This is a genomic window from Chlorogloeopsis fritschii PCC 6912, assembly GCF_000317285.1.
Lineage (GTDB): Bacteria > Cyanobacteriota > Cyanobacteriia > Cyanobacteriales > Nostocaceae > Chlorogloeopsis > Chlorogloeopsis fritschii.
On the sequence record NZ_AJLN01000079.1, the window covers coordinates 22,206 to 39,410 of the forward strand.

The following is a 17,205-nucleotide window of genomic DNA, read 5'->3' on the forward strand; positions in this document are numbered from 1 at the left end:
TTTAAATTTTTAATTGTTTCAGCGATCGCTTAATCAAAACTTGTGTAACCTCACGGCGATAAATAGCACTTGCCTTGGCATCGTCGATAAAATTTACTTCTTGTAGAAACGCAAAATTTTGTATTTGGCGATCGTCATGCAAATCTAGCAGAATTGGTGCAGTCACACTCGCAGCGATCGCACACCGTAATTGTAAATTATCCGGATTGCAAGCACTCACTACAATTGCTAATGCTGGATCGCTTGCTGCAATACCAATACGCTGATAATTCACTTGCCATTTTAGATTCTCAACAGGAATCAAAACTCGTCTCAGTACTTCCTGTGGTTGTAAAATCGTCTGGCGATAACCAACTTGGAACTCCTTTGCTGCTACTCGGCGTGTTTCTCCTTTTAAATTCCAAATTTCATAAGTTGCATCCAATGCCACCATTAAAGGTGCAAAAGTTCCCACTGATAGTGCCAGACAAATATTACCTCCCACCGTTGCCATATTAATTACTTTCATAGAGGCTGAAAGTGCGGAAACAGCACTTTTTAATCCCTCCACTGCTCGCCACTCCGGCGGCCACGAATACTGCAATAATTTACTTAACGGACAAGTGGCACCAATAGACAATACCGTCTTCACCTGTTTAAAGGAATTAGAATCAGAAAATGGTACTACTTCAATTTCTGACCATCCTAAAGGCTGCATATCTACCAACACTTTGAGACTTGGTTGCAGTTCAGAAAATAACCACGTTCCGCCAGCCAACCAAGCCCAGCCTTCATCCCAGTTGGTGATACTTTGAATATTATGAACACTTAAATGATTTTCGATGTTTGGCAAATCCATCGATTTACCTAAAAAATAAAACTATACATACAAAATAAATCAGATTGCAACCTCTGCTCATCAGATGATCCAAAGGTTTTTGCTCTCAAAACTCTTTGTAACAGATCTTGGTTGTTTTCCGAATTAATTTATACTAACTTCAAAGTTAAGAAAAGATTATTCCAAGTCTTGACCAGGTTAGCCAGAAACTTCACAATGAGGATGATCTTAAGATTGCCAAACCAGTATGAGGGGAAATGCAAGGGTACAAAGCTATGAAATGAACCACCAAGAGCAAGGTTGGGGCATGATAACAGGATATTTTCAGATTCTAGTCAACTTTCGTTGGCTAAATCTTTAAACTATCTTCACAAAAAATTTTCGATTTATACAGAATCTTTTTACTTCAATAAATCTGTGGAACATAACCAAACTTTCAGCATGAGCAAAAAGTGGGCGATCAAACGAATCACTATAAACCTAGCATTAGACGAAGCCAAGAAGCTTGAAAAGTATTGTGGACAGACAGGTAGGCCAGCAACGGATGTGATTCGGGAACTTATTCGAGGGTTGCCCGTGACGAGAGTAGATTAACACTAAATTACTTTGAATATTTTTCAATAGTCCTTAGTAAAAATTTTTACTAAGGACTTTAATGTTTTTTGTCAGATACTTGAGAGAAATCACAGGTTTGTTGGTTCGCAGTTATTTGATGATTTCGATATTTATCTGTCGTCTTATCACCTATGTGTCAATCACTTGGCTTGATACCTGGTGTACTTGGGTTAAAACTCTTCTAGAGCTAACTTTTTAGGTTAAGTATAAAAAGTTAAGTTTCGGGTAAGCTTTGAATGAGTTCTTGAATCACATCCGTTGCAGCTTTTCCTGTTTGTTTGCAATACTTCTCCAGCTGATTAGCTTCATCTTGCGTTAGTTCTAAGGATATTTGCTTGACTGTCAATTTATAGGGAGTTGCAGCACTGGGAGACTTATGAGCAGCGGTCTTATTCATTGCTTCATATATTTTGTACCAAGTTTGCTCATCTTGCCAACTTATCAAAAGTTTTACCAGTGAAAATCGAGAATTTGAGATTTAACTTAAGCTTGTTGACCTATTCTCTTACGGGATATATAGAGAAATCACTTATCTGCAATTAGCTATTCCATTTCGTCTCAAATCAATAATGGGCTGAATTTGTACACCCATTCATTTAAGTTGCTATCTACGCCTTGTCTGTACACTAAGGGCATTTAAAATTGTTGAAAATAAGTTGAGTTTATGTAATAGATGATGCTACCACTCATTGTCTTATCAATCTACAAATAGATAATGTTAGTTTATTAACTGCTTAAATGAACTTTATGCAGATTGCTCTAAAGTTCATCCTTAACTTTTTGATTTTCCCTTGCCCAAGCTTCAGAAATATAGATTGTTGATGAATTTTGAACTGGCATTTTATCCAGTAATTATACTGAAAAATCAAATATATTAACTAAAATGTTTGAGTAATTGCTCTGTTGACTTTTTATCAGTACTAGTGCTTAGTATCTTTTTACGAATCATAAACTTATCTGAATTTGATCACCTTCTCACCTCTGTAGACACAGTTCAGATCAAATATATGATATATATTTTGGTATAAATCGCTGTACCTTCAAGCGAGACAAGCATTGTAAGTTTTTTAGTAAATTTGCGTAGAAAATTCAAATTTCGTATTATGATGTTAATACCATAAAGTTATGGTGCTATCATCCATCTACAGTATGATTTTGAGCGTTAGTGAAAATTTTGTGTTGTGCGTCTGCCTTTGCCTGTTATGAATGCTGAATGCCTTGATATTGAATGGGCGCGCGTTGCGCCTGATACAGTAGTAGTGGCAACATCTGAACGGGTATGGGTTTACCGACCCAGTTCTACAGATATCAGTAATTTCTTCACTCAACCGATGAGTGGTGCAGGCAGTGTAGCCACAACCCAAAAGCTCCTCGACACCTCCATCGTGCTTGCCAAACGTGCAGTCTCGTCCTCTAGTCGTCCCCCTGCTTTAAGTCCTACACTTTGGGTTTGGAATTTGGCGGGTCAGTACCATCTCACCCATTGCGGGCCCCAACTATTTGAGGAAGCGCGAGAGCGCTTTGCTGCTGCTGGACGCAAAAGTTTGACCCAGTGGGCAGCACACAAAGCCATTGAAGAAAACGGTCATGATCGCCTAGCTCTACTTGATATTCAGTCGTTAGGATATGATGCTGAGGCTGTGGTAGAAGCTCTGGCTCCCCCATCGGCAAAAGCTTTAGTAGATTACTTTACCCGTAGCGTGCAAACGACAGATCCAATTGGTTGTGTAGGCTATGCCTATACAATGGAACGCCTCGCGCTTGCTGTTGGTGAAAAGCACATTCAAGCGGTGGAAGCGATACTGCCCCCTGGTACTCGCGCTACCCGTTGTCTGCGCGTACACAGTAGTGTTGGCAGCAGCGAAGTGGAACACGTGCAGGAGACCATTGAACTAGTGGCAGGACTATCTCCACAAGAGCGCACTAATGTCGCCATTGCCTGTTACGAAACTGCACTATTGGACTTCAGCTCATCCCAGAAGGACTATCCATCTGAAGAAGAGCTTAAGCAGATATTGAGGCCATTGGCTTTGAAGGGATACTAGCAGTAGGAATTCCGATTGCTTGTTGTGTAGGTGATAAGCCGTAAAATAAACAAAACCTAATCTCTTTGCACAAGCTTCTAACCCAGTTTTAAGAAGAAACTTTTAGGAGAAACTCATGGAACCTAAGAACAAAAACACAGCAAATCAAAAGCAGTCTTTCAATCTCTTAACTGTTCTAAGTCTCTGCGCGATCGTGACATCTACAACAACAGCAGCGATCGAGCAGTTGTCAAAGAAACAGGATTTCGTTCCAACAGGGGAGCAGCAGACTTTAAACCAGGATTTCAATAACCACCTCGACAAGAATGACGACGTTGTCTTGGAAGAAATCGATCTTGATAAGGAGTGGCAAGGTATTTTTGGTGATGATGAATCTGGACAAGGTTTTCTAATTGCCGGGTGCGGCGGTTGCAGAGCTATCTAATGGATTCCGGTTCTCTGTTCCAAATTGTCTAAAAACCGAAGCAACAAAGATGACAACAATTCCAGAAAGCAAGTGGTTGTAGCAGTTCAATCATCTGCTCCTAAAGCTTTCAGCGTAGCTATTGTTGCTTCCGTTAGACCAGTAGCCCCTGTAATATTCATACGGTCATAGGGCTTCTCTGCTTTTAGAGTTTTCAAGCACTCACTGGTTTGCACATCCCAAACCTTGATAGTCTCATCTTCGCCACCGCTAGCCAAAATGTGACAATCTGAACAAAAAACAACTGACCAGACCATACCACTTTTATGTCCTGACAACGTTTTTTGGCATTCACAAGTATTAAGATCCCACAACTTGATTGTGCAATCTTGGCTACTACTGGCTAGCATCTGACCGTCTGGACTAAAGGCAACTGAGAGTAACCAACCCGTAGATGTTTGCAAAGTTCTTTCGCATTCCCCTGTAGCAACACTCCATAACCTTAGAGTTCCATCTGGGCTAGTGCTTGCTAGCATCTTGCCGTTGGGACTGAAAGCAACTGACCAAACCCAATTCGTATGTCCCTTTAAAGTTTTGAGGCATTCACCAGTGTTAACATCCCATAATTTAATTGTTTGATCCCAAGCACCACTCGCTAATAATTGACCGTCAGGACTAAAAACAACTGACCAAACTACAGCGTGATGTCCCTGAAAAACTTTCAAGGCTTGATAAGTACTGACATCCCATAATCTAATCGTGTTGTCTTCACTCCCACTTGCCAGCATCTGGGCATTGGGACTAAAAGCAACTGAACAGACTGCGGAAATATGTCCTTGGAGAGTTTTCAAAAGCTGACCTGTGCTGATATCCCACAACTTGATGGTTTTGTCACCACTACCACTAACCAAGAAATTGCCTTGTGGGCTAAATGCAATCGAGTAAACCCAATTAGAATGTCCCTGGATAATTCTCAAAGCCTGACCAGTGTTAATATCCCATAACCTTACTGTGTGGTCGTGACTGCCACTCGCTAAGATCCCTTCTTCGCCCCCCTTCATAAGGGGGATTGGGGGACTGAAAGCAACCGAAAGGATCTGATTTGTATATCCCTGAAGTGTTTTCAGACATTGAGCCGTACTGACGCTCGTTAACTTCACTGTCTGGTCACGACTGCCACTGGCTATAAGATCGCCTTCGGGACTGAAAGCAACTGAAAATACCCAGTTAGAATGTTCTTGGAGTGTTTTCAAACCTTGACCTGTGCTGACTTCCCACAGTTTTACTGTATTGTCATGACTGCCACTGGCTATAAGATCGCCTTGAGGGCTGAATGCGACTGAAAAGATTCGATTGGTATGTCCTTTAAAGGTTCTGAGGCATTCGCCCGTGTCAATATTCCACAACTTCACCGTCTCGTCTTCACTACCGCTAACTAGCATCTGACCATCAGGGCTGAGGGCGATTGACCGGACTCCATCGCTATGTCCCTCCAATGTTCTAAGGCATTCGCCCTTACTGACCTCCCACAATTTTATTGTGTGGTCATCACTGCCACTTAATAGAGTCTCCCCATCCAGACTAAAGGCAATTGAGAGTACCCAGCTTGTATGTCCTCGAAAAATTCTCAGGCATTCACCTGTGCTAACTCTCCACAGTCTTAAGGTGTGGTCGTCACTCCCGCTTGCTAGCAAGTTGCCATCAGGACTAAAGACAACTGACCAAACCTCACCTTCATGTTCCCGCCAAGTTTTTAAGCATCGACCTGTACTGACATCCCATAGCCTTATCGTACAGTCACTACTCCCACTAACAAGAGTCCTACTATCAGGACTAAAGGCAAGGGATACAACCCAGCTAGTATGTCCTGGCAAGATGAGGAGTTTTTGACCATCAGTAATTCGCCACAAGTGAATTTCACCGTTGCTATCTCCTGCTGCAAGAAGTTCCCCATCAGGACTAAAGGCAACAGACATCACACCACCAAAGGTTTCAGAAAAAACCGACTTCGCTAAATCGGCGTTTTGGAAGCTGACATTATGTAAATTTACCTTTCGTAAGTCTGCTTGCCAAACAGTGAGGTGAGAAAAATCATAGCCAGTTAAATCTGTTCCTATATGCCTGAGCAGATTCAGAATATTTCCAGCTGTGTATCCTGGTTCTTGCGGCGATTCCTCTCGCAGTTTTACTAAAATTGTAGTTAATTGTTTTTCAACACCTTTTTTACTTCTAAAAACAGAGAGCAGTCCATTTACAACTGGTTGGAGAATAAGGCGAATTTGAGCTTCTCTGACGTAGTCTTTCGCCGTCGCCTTCATCAAAGCGTGGCATCTAAAAAGCTCGATATCCTCCGCTGCAATCTCTTCACAGACTCGCTCTATTAATACCTGAGTTACGTACTCCATCACTACAGGTTGTAAGGTGAATGTTGCTGCGCTTTTCTCAACTAGCGATCGCCTTCCTAAAGATTCTAGAGCTTCCAACAATTTGGCTGATGGTACTGGTGAAACAATATCTTCTCGTAATTCTGAGAGCGAAATCGGTTCACGATTAATTGCCAACCAGTACATTATTTCCTTTTCTAAACCTGACAAACGGTTAAACTGCTGCTCTAAAATATCGTGAATATCTCCAAAAACAGCAGTTTCTTGCCGCAAAAACTCACTTACATTGCCATCAAATACATCTTCAATGGTGGTAGCAACTATTTTCAAAGCCAAAGGATTGCCTGCATAGCGTTTAATTATTGCCTCACATTCTTCCTCTGCTACTTTTAGTCCTTTGATTTTAAAAATTTCCAGTCCCTCGATTACCTTTAATCCACTTAATTGTAATGAGCGAACCGGTAGTGCTTGTCCTTTGAGTAATGCGACTTCTTGAGGTTGTTCCCGACTAGTCAGCACCAAGCAGCTTTGATGAGTTGCTTCTCCTACTCGTCGCAAAAGCTCACCATATCCCTCATATCCTTCTCGGTATTGTCCAGCTCTACCACCACTACGGAGAATTGCTTCCGCGTTATCAAGTATTAATAAACACCTTTGATTTCGTAAGTAATCAAGTAATCTTGATACTCGATCACTTAAACTTTCAGATAAATTACTTTCTGTTTCCTGCTCATCAGATAAAACTTGGATCAAGTTAGCCAAGATACTTGTAACTGGAGGAGCTTCTCGTAACGATCGCCAGATCACATACTCAAAATCTTCTTGAATCTGTTGAGTAAGTTTTATCGATAAAGTAGTTTTACCAATACCACCCATGCCTAATAGTGCTACCAATTGGCAGCGCTCATCTAAAATCCATTTTTCTAAAGTGGCAAGTTCTTCTGTACGTCCATAAAATATTGAGATACTTGTAGCTTCTCCCCAATCTAGATGGGTATTTGAGCTTAAATAGTCACTTTTATCTATTTTTAACTTAAAAATTGAAAATAGTTTTTCAATAGTTTTTTTATCTACTCCTCCTTCGCGATTTAGTACTTTTGAGATTGTACTGGGATACAATCCAGATAAATCGCTCATTTCTTCGAGTGTGTAGCTGTTTCCGTAATTTTCATTTGCTTCTGACTGACGTTTTGCCTCTTGAAGTTTTTGTAAACCCCTAGTAGTAAGTGCAACACCACGCTTGCGTTTCCAATTCTGTAAAGCCATGTATTAAAAATTCTGTGATAACAAATAACTTTTCATGCAATTGTTTTACAACTGCATAATAACTGTATGTTTGCTTTTCGTTCATTCTGAACAGGATAAGATCAAATACAACACAAAGAATTTATATCTGAGGTTATATTGTCAAACTAGGGTTAATCATAACTTGAGATGTGATGATGCGATCGGGATTTTAATGAGAATTTATTCTTATAAGCGCTTCTATTATCCAAGATGTAAAAAACCCATGCCTTTATTCTCTTTAACTTATAGGGATTTTTACTTGTCAGTGTCCTCTTTAATAGTCTTTCTTCAGAGTTGATTAAAAATTATTTACAGCAATTATGATAAACGCTTAGTTGAATGTTACTTGAAGGTTAATTGAACTATTTAAGTGTCATTAGAATTCTTACTAAGAATGTTTAGGAGTTTCTATGTAACACCTTACATGATAACAACCGATTAACCATAAAGAAGCACAAATAAAAGCAATGCGCACTCAGGAATGTAAAAATGGTTGATACTCTTATTTATAAACGCTAGTTAATACAAGTCGATAAACATTTACTTTCACAAGCAATACCATTACCTGTTCCCCGTTAAGATTTCCCTTCCTATGCAAATGATTTCAGGAATTAAAGCGGATTCCTATAGTTACTCATAATTACTCACATCTAGCTGTATTTCATAACCTAATCTCTTTGGCAAAGAAATTTTATAAACATCACCTTGATTCATTTCTCCAGGTTGTTTCATTTGACTTAAGGCAGTGACAACTTCGTCAGAATTTGCTGTCAGGATGATAACAGGTTGCTCACAGGCAATAGGAAAATCATGCCAAGTACCAAGGTGTAGCAACAGTGCGTGCCCAGGGGGAAATCTTAGAGCTTTCACTTGATTTAAATCTGGTAAATTTTCACCCTGTTCGTGATTAGGTGGTGCCATCACCATAATGAATGGTGCTTCTCCCAAACTAATAAACAATTGGGTCATGTGCATATGACGTTCTAGCCAGATAATAGCTGGATAGCCTGGTATAATTTTGGCGGTTCTAAAAGTTGCTGTGCCGCGATAAATAAAATCAAGATTTTCGCCTTCAATTACCCTACCTTGATAAAAAGGAATTTCTAAACCAGGTTTGCTAACATTATTGCCCAAAAGATATCCAAAAGGTTTGATATTTTCTGGATTAGCATCAATAACGGGAATTTTTAAAACTTGACTAGGTGTAGACATATACAGATTTTATCTAATAGGTTTAAAATCAATTAATATAGGTAGATTTTAATCACGATTATTCATTATTATTGCTACTGAACCATTCATAAATGCCTTCACCTGTAGTTAACCAAGTATTAGGTTTATTTTTAATATGTAATAAACATTGCTTGAGATACTTCAATCGTAGCGGCTGACCAACAATAAATGGATGTAAGCCAATTGCCATTACCCGTCCTTGTTTTTCTCCATCTTCCCATAATTGTTCAAATTGATCTGCGATCGCTTGCGCAAACTCTGAACCAGAAAAGCGATTACTCAAGCATAAAGTAATATCATTTGCTTCTATAGTGTAAGGAATCGCCAGTAAACGACCATTAGATAATGGATACCAATAAGGTTGGTCATCATTTACCAAGTCAGCAATGTAAACCATGCTCACTGAATGTAATAATTCAAAAGTTGATTGTGTAATTGAAAATCCTGGTGTTAACCATCCTTTAGGTTTTTTGCCAGTAGCTTTTTCGAGTAAATTTACAGTTTGCTGAATTATCTCTAGTTCTGCTTCCCGCTCCATGCCGCTATGACCGGTAGAATTATTAATACCGTGAGCCATTACATCCCAACCATATTTCTGTATGGCTTCTATAATTTCGGGATACAGTTGGCAAATTTCTCCATTGACTGCAGCAGTTACAGGAATTTCTAATTCTGCAAACAAGTCAAATAACCGCCAAATACCGACGCGGTTACCGTAATCTCGCCAACCATAGTTAGCAATTTCTGGGTAACTGTTTAAATGGGGTTGAATTGCCGTCCCCAACTTCCCGAAGGTGAAATGCTCTACATTCATTACTACCCATACAGCAACTCTGGCTTGATTCGGTAATTTTAGAACTGGGCGCTGTGTAATCGCTTGAAAAGATGGAGGTTGCATATGTTCTAGATTTTAAATCTTGGATGTGTTATCTGTTATTCGGTATATATGCAGCTAATACTAAATTTTTGCATTCTTCTCGCTAACGCAGGTTGAATTTAGCACAGTCATTTAGTATTTTTATACAAAACTTTTATATTTTGGAGATATTGAGTGAAAAAATATAGAGAATATATTTTAACAGCAGCATTAATTTTTCTATTATATGTTGTTACGTTCTCGTTTAGAGTCTTAGGACGTAATTCAATACCCGATCAACAACATCAATTGTCACATCAGTATGACGAAATTTATATTTTTGGTGACAGTTTATCTGATATAGGTAATGTATTCGATACTACAGGTGGTGCCATTCCTCCAAGCCCAACCTATTCTAATGGGCGCTTTTCCAATGGTTCAGTCTGGGTCGAAAATATTACCTCAAATCTAGGCTTAAATTTCAATTCAAATAATAACTTTGCCTTTGGTGGTGCAACAACTGGTTTCAAGAACATATTGCTACCTGGTTTACCTGGACTACAACAACAGATTAGCCTCTTTCAGTTAGCAAATCCTTTTGTTAACCAAAACTCTCTCTATATTTTATGGGCTGGTCTTAATGATTATTTAGATTACTTTCTTGGTGGTGTTCCTAATCCCGCTCAAACAGTAAAAAATTTGTCTGCGGCAGTCACATCACTTGTCGACGTCGGTGCTAGAGAGATAATTTTAGTTAATTTGCCGGATGTGGGAAAGTTTCCGATTATAGGCGAGCATAAAGAAATTTCCAGCTTATTTAGTACTTTTACCAAAGCCCACAATTCCATCTTAATGGCAAACATTAAATCTTTAAAAAGAGATTTAAGCCCTAAAATTCATATCATTTCTGTTGATGTTTATTCCTTATTTAACAGAGTCGTTACCAATCCAGAGGAATTTGGGTTTACTAATGTTACCGACTCTTGCATTACTAAAAACATCTCGGTAGTAAACATCGGTTATCCTACTAAGCTAACGCCCTGTACTCCAAATACATTTTTATTTTGGGATCCAATCCATCCAACAACTGCTACTCATAAGCTTATTGCAGATTTAGCATTTTCAGTTCTGAAGTCGGCGTCTACTCATAAATAGCTTATGCAGTTAGTATACGACCCAAATCATAATACTGATTATATCTACTATTAAACTGTAAGTTTTCCAATCGGGCTTGCTTTTAAATAGCTAGTAGAAAATATATGATCTACTTTACTATTTTTTTATAAATTCAATTATTCTTATTCAAGATTTAATTATTTATTGTCACTTCTTTGCTTTCAGTATTTTCAACATTGACTTTTAGAAAATTTTAACTACAAACAATAACTTTTTAAATATCTTTAAAAGAATAACGCATAAGATAAAAATGATAACTCACATCTTGTATTACACTTTAGCGACTTAAATTCGCGGCTATATAATCTACTTCTGCAATGCGAACTAACCCTTTTATTATTGTTTTATCATCAATAATAAAGGCTAGGAATGCGTTGAAAGAAAGTTGTGCCTATATAGCCGTGATTTTTTTCCAGTGAATAGAGAAATTGATTACGATATCATTTTTTATCTCCAACTTATGCCTGCAATTATTAAGAGAGGAAAAGCTTTGCCTTTCAACGTTTTTTAGAGGCGATCGCAAAACTACAGCAACTCATCAAAATCTTCGTAAACCATTAGCATACTAGCACCAGTATTCTGTATGTCCCTTAAATATATATAGTTGCAGTCGTATTTTTGTCTAGTTTACAGAATAGGCTATACCTGCCACGCTTGCCAGAACATATAAACAGATAGAACAGCCAGCAAAAACCGAAATGCAAAGCTAATAAATTGGTCTGACAATTTAGGCAAAAAGCGGGTACTAATTTGCGCTCCTACCAATCCTCCCAATCCTAACACTAACCCCTCTAAAAATAAAATATTGTGACTAATAGCGTGTCCTATTGCTGCAGAAACGGCAGTGATTATAATTACACCTAAACTAGTTTGAATTGCTACTTTAATTGGTTCAGCTAACAATAAAATTTGTAATGGCACCATAATCACGCCACCACCAACACCAAACAAACCTGCCAATATACCAGCGGCTCCACCAGTAAATATTCTAGCTACAATAGGGTTTAATTGTTGCTGTTGATCTTGTGTATTTTTTCTAATTAACTGTTTGCGTAATTCCACTAAATAAATATTCAATAAAAGCAACAAACCAAAAGCAATCAATAGAATTTTGGAAGGAAAAATATTTGCTAAATAAACACCTAGTTGTGCTGTCAGTAGTGCCGGGAAACCTAGCAAAATAACTCGGCGGGCATTAATATAACCCATGCGCCAATTTTGTACAGTGCCGGAAATAGCTGTAATTGCGATCGCCAAGCTACTAGTCGCAACTGCTTGTACAGGTGTATACCCTAATGCAACTTGCAAAGGTACCAAAATTGTACCGCCACCGATTCCAAGGAATCCAGCAAGAATACCAGAAAGTAACCCACTCAAAATTAAAAGCAACCAATTAGTCATTTGTTAGTAGTTAAACGATTTACTTTACAATAGCTGCAAATCCTGAGGCAAAATCGACTTCGGTAACATTCCATGCACACCTTTTTGTGGACTGTTAACAACTTGAGTAATACGAAAATTCACAGCCAAACTGCATAATACATAAGCATCTTCTGGTGGTAGTTGGACAAACTTTACCAAAAAATCAATCATATTTTTTAAAGCTAATTCAAGGGCTTCATCTAATGTTTGTCCAAAGCCCATTGTGATGATGTGAGTAGGAGTTTCAGCAATGGGTGTTGTTAACTGCAAATCCTTGCGAAGCTTTAGTTGAATAGTACCATTCATAGAAGTTTCAATAGCAGTAACATTTACTTCGCCATCTCCCTGCGCTGAATGCCCATCTCCTATAGAAAATAAAGCACCAGGAACGAAAATAGGCAAGAATACTCTCGAACCTGCTTGTAATTCACGATTGTCAATATTACCGGCATAGCAACCAGGAGGAATTGAAGAACGTTGTGTTTCTTGAGTAGCTACGCCAAGTATGCCAAAAAAAGGTTTGAGAGGAATTCTAATACCACTGTTTTCGGGAAACTCAGCAACATTATTTTCCAAGTCAAGAGAAATAAATCTCAAAGCAGCTTGATTAAATTGGTTCGGTAGGGCACCCCAACCAGTACGAATAGCATTAAAACCCACGGGTAAGCCCGGTTTAATTGCTTCTAATTTTACTTCCAAAACATCTCCAGGTTCTGCTCCCCGTACATAAATTGGCCCTGTTAGTAAATGTGGCCCCTCTGCAACTTTACGTTCTGATGGCAGATTTTGGCAGATATCTAAAAATTCTGATGTGAGAAACTCTGGAGGAGCTTTTTCGTAGACGTAGTAACCAGTGTAAGTTTCTACGTCAACTGTATCACCAGAGTCAACTGTTAATGCTGATTCCAGTAAATGCGAGAAACCGCCTAGATGCACAGTTTTTGTTGTAGCTTTAAGAATATGTTGAACCATCGTATTTTGACGCTTAAGTAGTATTACTTAAATTAGTTTTTTAATTACTAAGCTCTATTTTACTTGCGATCGCTAAATGTTTTGATGCTCCTAGTTTTTTTAATTTAAGTAAGCCTTCTGTGCAAATATTGCTAGTAAATATACTGGACTCTGTATCACTTTATTTACATAAACACTAAATTTTTCTTAAATTATTACTTCTATATTGATTTACAAGATACAACAATAAAAAATTAGTTAATTTTGTTACTTTAATTTTCTTAATTATTGCTCTCGTAAATATTATTAAGGAATTAGGTAAAAATCTTTTGCTAATTTTGTTAATGGTTATTCCTGCAATTAATTTTGTTATGTTATACCACTTTGCATTTGGCTGAACAGCAATATATAAATGTATTAGCAAACTTTGAGTTGCTAGGTAAATTAGAGCTATATAACTGGAGGCAAGGAATTAAAAATTAGGAATGAGCGAATTACTATGCTATCAATCCTTAATTGATAATTCCCGCCTTTTCTAAATCTATTTATTGATTTTAAATCTCCAAGAAAAATTTGGATTGATGCTGTAATTGAATGCAGTAGAGTCATAATGTGTAAAAATTTTATTTTTAGTTTAGGAACCACAGTATTTGCTTTTTTCCCTGCAATATCAGTTCAAGCAAGCCAGGTAGAATTGGGTGTTTTCAAATCTGTAGATGCACCCAAGTCCAACTGTCCTCAGAAAGTGATTGTCACAGAACAACGTGCACCTTATTATGAAGGCGGATATACAGTTAACGGTCAAGCAAAATTAAGCTCTTTTGCACAGCCTTTTACACTTGCCTCCTTTGACCGCTTTAGTGTTACTTGGGTAGCAAACCTTAAGCCTGCCTTTCAAAAATGTGTAGCTGCTGGCGGAATCATCAAATACGGCAATGAAACATATAATTCTCATTCCTATTTGCGCGTCAGATTTAATGGTGGCAAAGTATATCTAATTCTAGATATGACTGGAAACAGAGACGTTAATAATTTTACTCCCTCCATTAACAAAAAAAGTGTTAGCACAGGAAATCCAACTTGGAGTTGGTCTGGCTCAGATTGAGAACATAAACAAGATAATGTTTCAAGGAAATTAACAGATGTTCTTCGATACAAATTCAATTACATCTGTAAGTCCTTCTTGATTTTTCAAATTTGTAAAAATAAAAGGTTTATTACCACGCATTCTCTTGGTATCTTTTTCCATGACATCTAAAGAAGCACCAACATAAGGGGCTAAATCAGTTTTATTTATTACTAGTAAATCTGATTTTGTAATTCCGGGGCCACCTTTGCGGGGAATTTTATCACCGGCTGCAACATCTATAACATAAATAGTTAAATCGACTAATTCTGGACTAAAAGTTGCAGCTAAATTATCGCCACCACTTTCTAGAAAAACTAAATCTAAATCAGGAAAACTAGCCTCTAACTGTTCAATAGCTGCTAAATTCATCGAAGCATCTTCGCGAATTGCGGTGTGAGGACAACCACCAGTCTCTACTCCCACAATGCGATCGCTTGGCAAGGCTTGAGAGCGCACTAAAAATTGTGCATCCTCTTGTGTATAAATATCATTTGTCACTACTGCAACCTTGTACTGATCACGCATTGCCTTACATAAAGAATCTACTAAAGCAGTCTTCCCTGAACCAACAGGCCCAGCAACTCCGACTCGAAAAGCACTCATAATTTTGTTAGTCATTGATCATTGGTCATTTGTTGGTAGGGGCGGGTTTTGCTGATTATTTTTCGGTTGAAACAGACAATTTATCTTTTAAACCCGCCCGTACAGTGGTTAGTGGTTAGTAGTTATTTCCCTACTCTCCCACTCCCTGTCCCTATTTTTTAATGTTGCCCTAACTTCTAAACAACCTCGTATACAGTGTTTCATGCTTCATACTTGCTAGCGACAAACCCCAACTACAACAACTAAGTTCATCATCCTCTAAACTGAGAACTTCTACTGTGGTAGTACTCAGTAATGAGTGTAGCTCTAACAATAATTGCTGTCCGGCTGTATGACCAAGAGGAATAAGTTTTACCCCACTGGTAATTAAATTAATAGCCCAACTATGCAGATATCCTAATACAGCTGCTTGCATATTTATTTGCCAATGGGCAGCAGCAACACCAAAAGCGATCGCATAATTGCAAGGATTACCAACAGCATTGGCAATAGGCGCGATCTGCGGTTGTAATTCAATTAACAAACGCATCAGCGATCGCCCCATTCCAGAACTGGAAGCACGCAATTCTTCTGTTTCTCTAGCTGCTGATAACCAAAAATTCCAATCAGATAAAGTCTTTAAATCGTTCTTCTTTGTTGACTGATACGCTCGTACCATCACTGCTGCTTCTAAGCGAATTGCCCCATAACGTAGTTCCATCTCTAACCAATGCTTCAGATGATCTTGAGTGGCGATCGTGCCATTCTCAACTAAAGTTTCCAAACCTTCAGAATAGCTATATGCTCCCACAGGCAAAGCTGGACTTGACAACTGCAAAAGAAATAGGAGATTGCTATCAGTAAGCATGATGGTGTCCATAAGCACCAGATTCTGGCTGAAAGGGTAATATTTCCTCGTTGACTTGTAGTCCCAGTTGTTCCAACATTGTGCGTAATACAGGATCGGCAGATAACCGTAAATAATTGGCTGTAATTTCTATTGGCACATGGCGGTTTCCTAAATGATAAGCCGCTCGTAGTAATAACAGTGTTGTCTGGGCAGTGACAGTCAACACTTGTTCTGGTTTAGCAGTTATTCTAACGACACTACTACTAGCTTCGTCCTGGAGAATATCTCCGTCTTGCAGTACAGTACCTCTGGGTAAATGCAAAAATAAAACTTGTCCATCTTCCGTCTCAAAGCGATGACGACTGCGGGTACGTTCTTCTGCTGTCAAAGCCAAGGTTAACGTTACTGCTGCATCTGGATTAGGTGGTTTACGTTGAGTTAACGTTAGCATCAGCTGTTGCAAAGTTCAGGAATGTTATCTAGTAAAATTTTAAACTTCGTGGAACTTATGGTGATTTAGCTTATCTTCATACTCAAATCTAACCATTTTGACTGCGTAATCGGTGCACTACTGGAAATATAGTCTACTCCTGTCTGTGCTACCGCACGAATTGTATCTAAAGTAATATTGCCAGAAGCCTCTATTTTGATTCGCTCATTTTCTAAACGAATCATATGTACTGCCTCCCGCATCATATCGAGAGGCATATTGTCCAACATAATGATGTCAGCCTCATGCTGCAAAGCTTCTTTTACCTGCTCTAAACTTTCCGTTTCTACTTCTATTGTTAGAGGATAGGGAATCTGTTTGCGAATTCGAGCCATCGCTTCCCTAATTCCTCCAGCAGCCGCAATGTGATTATCTTTGATCATTACAGCATCATCCAAACCCATGCGGTGATTTATTGCTCCTCCTACCTGAGTTGCGTATTTTTCTAGTAACCGCAATCCTGGTGTAGTTTTGCGCGTATCTACCAATTTTGCGGGTAAATCTGCAATTAGTTCCGTGTATTTTCGCGTTAATGTGGCAATACCACTCAAACGCATAGCCAAGTTAAGAGCAACTCTCTCCCCCATCAATAGCGCATCCAGAGAACCGTTAATTTCCGCTATTGTTTGCCCTGGCTCACACCCTTCTCCTTCTGGAATGATAGCCTCAAAGCAAACTTTTGCGTTCAAAAGCTGAAATACTCTTGCTGCTACAGGCAAACCAGCTATTACTCCGGGCGCTTTCGCTATCCACTTTGCTTGTCCTTCTTTTACATCTACACATATAAGAGATTGAGTGGTGCGATCGCCCCTACCTACATCCTCTATTAGCCAACTATGTAATAGTTGATCCAATACTAGCCAAGGAGGCAAAACTCCAACATTTCTCACAACTTATAGTTTCCTTCTCTAGTTCCAGGAATACTTTAGCCCAAAACCCTTGACATCTTGAGTTTCTAGGCGCTT

At 38.7% G+C, this 17,205-nt stretch carries 16 protein-coding genes; 5 read left to right on the plus strand and 11 right to left on the minus strand.

Translation table 11 applies throughout. The annotated features are described in order from the left end of the window. Position 1: 1 nt before the first annotated feature. Positions 2-838, minus strand: coding sequence for an FAD binding domain-containing protein (locus tag UYC_RS0114575; RefSeq protein WP_016878497.1), 837 nt, complete (start codon positions 836-838; stop codon positions 2-4). Positions 839-1,258: 420 nt separating this feature from the next. Between UYC_RS0114575 and UYC_RS35565 the strand changes: the two genes are divergently transcribed. Continuing rightward, complete coding sequence (locus UYC_RS35565) at positions 1,259-1,411, plus strand: ribbon-helix-helix domain-containing protein (RefSeq protein WP_016878498.1); 153 nt, start codon at positions 1,259-1,261, stop codon at positions 1,409-1,411. 235 nt (positions 1,412-1,646) lie between these two features. Here the strand turns inward: UYC_RS35565 and UYC_RS0114585 are convergent, their stop codons facing one another. Further along, complete coding sequence (locus tag UYC_RS0114585; protein ID WP_016878499.1) at positions 1,647-1,829, minus strand: hypothetical protein; 183 nt, start codon at positions 1,827-1,829, stop codon at positions 1,647-1,649. 805 nt (positions 1,830-2,634) lie between these two features. Between UYC_RS0114585 and UYC_RS0114590 the strand changes: the two genes are divergently transcribed. Both UYC_RS0114590 and UYC_RS0114595 read left to right on the plus strand, forming a co-directional pair. Continuing rightward, positions 2,635-3,477, plus strand: a complete 843-nt coding sequence (locus UYC_RS0114590) for a hypothetical protein (RefSeq protein ID WP_016878500.1) — start codon at positions 2,635-2,637, stop codon at positions 3,475-3,477. Between the two features lie 115 nt (positions 3,478-3,592). Next, positions 3,593-3,901, plus strand: coding sequence for a hypothetical protein (locus tag UYC_RS0114595; RefSeq protein ID WP_016878501.1), 309 nt, complete (start codon positions 3,593-3,595; stop codon positions 3,899-3,901). Positions 3,902-3,987: 86 nt separating this feature from the next. Here the strand turns inward: UYC_RS0114595 and UYC_RS0114600 are convergent, their stop codons facing one another. From UYC_RS0114600 to UYC_RS0114610, 3 genes are all read right to left on the minus strand, one after another. Continuing rightward, the gene (locus tag UYC_RS0114600) at positions 3,988-7,530 is read right to left on the minus strand and encodes a WD40 domain-containing protein (protein ID WP_016878502.1); all 3,543 of its coding nucleotides are present in this window, start codon (positions 7,528-7,530) and stop codon (positions 3,988-3,990) included. A gap of 651 nt (positions 7,531-8,181) precedes the next feature. Next, the gene (locus UYC_RS0114605; RefSeq protein ID WP_016878503.1) at positions 8,182-8,763 is read right to left on the minus strand and encodes an ureidoglycolate lyase; all 582 of its coding nucleotides are present in this window, start codon (positions 8,761-8,763) and stop codon (positions 8,182-8,184) included. A 58-nt stretch (positions 8,764-8,821) separates the two neighbouring features. Beyond that, a complete protein-coding gene (locus UYC_RS0114610; protein WP_016878504.1) occupies positions 8,822-9,682 on the minus strand; it encodes a polysaccharide deacetylase family protein in 861 nt (286 codons plus the stop codon). Positions 9,683-9,835: 153 nt separating this feature from the next. On the opposite strand from UYC_RS0114610, the gene UYC_RS0114615 reads away from it, so the two are divergent. Then, the gene (locus tag UYC_RS0114615) at positions 9,836-10,795 is read left to right on the plus strand and encodes an SGNH/GDSL hydrolase family protein (RefSeq protein WP_016878505.1); all 960 of its coding nucleotides are present in this window, start codon (positions 9,836-9,838) and stop codon (positions 10,793-10,795) included. 660 nt (positions 10,796-11,455) lie between these two features. On the opposite strand, the gene UYC_RS0114620 is transcribed toward UYC_RS0114615, so the two are convergent. Further along, complete coding sequence (locus UYC_RS0114620) at positions 11,456-12,217, minus strand: sulfite exporter TauE/SafE family protein (RefSeq protein ID WP_016878506.1); 762 nt, start codon at positions 12,215-12,217, stop codon at positions 11,456-11,458. A 24-nt stretch (positions 12,218-12,241) separates the two neighbouring features. Beyond that, on the minus strand, positions 12,242-13,210 hold the full coding sequence (locus tag UYC_RS0114625; protein ID WP_016878507.1) for an acetamidase/formamidase family protein: 969 nt from the start codon (positions 13,208-13,210) through the stop codon (positions 12,242-12,244). 589 nt (positions 13,211-13,799) lie between these two features. On the opposite strand from UYC_RS0114625, the gene UYC_RS0114630 reads away from it, so the two are divergent. After that, positions 13,800-14,294, plus strand: a complete 495-nt coding sequence (locus tag UYC_RS0114630; RefSeq protein WP_016878508.1) for a hypothetical protein — start codon at positions 13,800-13,802, stop codon at positions 14,292-14,294. A 30-nt stretch (positions 14,295-14,324) separates the two neighbouring features. Here UYC_RS0114630 and ureG read toward each other — a convergent pair whose 3' ends face one another. The 4 genes from ureG to nadC form a co-directional block, all read right to left on the minus strand. Then, on the minus strand, positions 14,325-14,921 hold the full coding sequence (gene ureG, locus UYC_RS0114635) for an urease accessory protein UreG (protein ID WP_026087724.1): 597 nt from the start codon (positions 14,919-14,921) through the stop codon (positions 14,325-14,327). 169 nt (positions 14,922-15,090) lie between these two features. Next, the gene (locus tag UYC_RS0114640; RefSeq protein WP_016879560.1) at positions 15,091-15,780 is read right to left on the minus strand and encodes an urease accessory protein UreF; all 690 of its coding nucleotides are present in this window, start codon (positions 15,778-15,780) and stop codon (positions 15,091-15,093) included. Then, the gene (gene ureE, locus UYC_RS0114645; protein ID WP_016878511.1) at positions 15,758-16,201 is read right to left on the minus strand and encodes an urease accessory protein UreE; all 444 of its coding nucleotides are present in this window, start codon (positions 16,199-16,201) and stop codon (positions 15,758-15,760) included. The genes UYC_RS0114640 and ureE overlap by 23 nt, the downstream gene beginning before the upstream one ends. A gap of 65 nt (positions 16,202-16,266) precedes the next feature. Next, positions 16,267-17,130: a carboxylating nicotinate-nucleotide diphosphorylase gene (nadC, locus tag UYC_RS0114650; RefSeq protein ID WP_016878512.1), complete on the minus strand. Its 864-nt coding sequence runs from the start codon at positions 17,128-17,130 to the stop codon at positions 16,267-16,269. Positions 17,131-17,205 lie beyond the last annotated feature (75 nt).

Bases quoted from the DNA above. Each gene is read 5' to 3' on its own strand.
- UYC_RS0114595 (WP_016878501.1), top strand. From the start codon at position 3,593: ATGGAACCTAAGAACAAAAACACAGCAAATCAAAAGCAGTCTTTCAAT.
- UYC_RS0114590 (WP_016878500.1), top strand. From the start codon at position 2,635: ATGAATGCTGAATGCCTTGATATTGAATGGGCGCGCGTTGCGCCTGAT.
- UYC_RS0114600 (WP_016878502.1), bottom strand. From the start codon at position 7,530: ATGGCTTTACAGAATTGGAAACGCAAGCGTGGTGTTGCACTTACTACT.
- UYC_RS0114575 (WP_016878497.1), bottom strand. From the start codon at position 838: ATGGATTTGCCAAACATCGAAAATCATTTAAGTGTTCATAATATTCAA.
- UYC_RS0114640 (WP_016879560.1), bottom strand. From the start codon at position 15,780: ATGGACACCATCATGCTTACTGATAGCAATCTCCTATTTCTTTTGCAG.
- UYC_RS0114625 (WP_016878507.1), bottom strand. From the start codon at position 13,210: ATGGTTCAACATATTCTTAAAGCTACAACAAAAACTGTGCATCTAGGC.
- UYC_RS0114605 (WP_016878503.1), bottom strand. From the start codon at position 8,763: ATGTCTACACCTAGTCAAGTTTTAAAAATTCCCGTTATTGATGCTAAT.
- UYC_RS0114620 (WP_016878506.1), bottom strand. From the start codon at position 12,217: ATGACTAATTGGTTGCTTTTAATTTTGAGTGGGTTACTTTCTGGTATT.
- UYC_RS35565 (WP_016878498.1), top strand. From the start codon at position 1,259: ATGAGCAAAAAGTGGGCGATCAAACGAATCACTATAAACCTAGCATTA.
- ureE (WP_016878511.1), bottom strand. From the start codon at position 16,201: ATGCTAACGTTAACTCAACGTAAACCACCTAATCCAGATGCAGCAGTA.
- UYC_RS0114585 (WP_016878499.1), bottom strand. From the start codon at position 1,829: ATGAATAAGACCGCTGCTCATAAGTCTCCCAGTGCTGCAACTCCCTAT.
- UYC_RS0114630 (WP_016878508.1), top strand. From the start codon at position 13,800: ATGTGTAAAAATTTTATTTTTAGTTTAGGAACCACAGTATTTGCTTTT.
- ureG (WP_026087724.1), bottom strand. From the start codon at position 14,921: ATGAGTGCTTTTCGAGTCGGAGTTGCTGGGCCTGTTGGTTCAGGGAAG.
- UYC_RS0114610 (WP_016878504.1), bottom strand. From the start codon at position 9,682: ATGCAACCTCCATCTTTTCAAGCGATTACACAGCGCCCAGTTCTAAAA.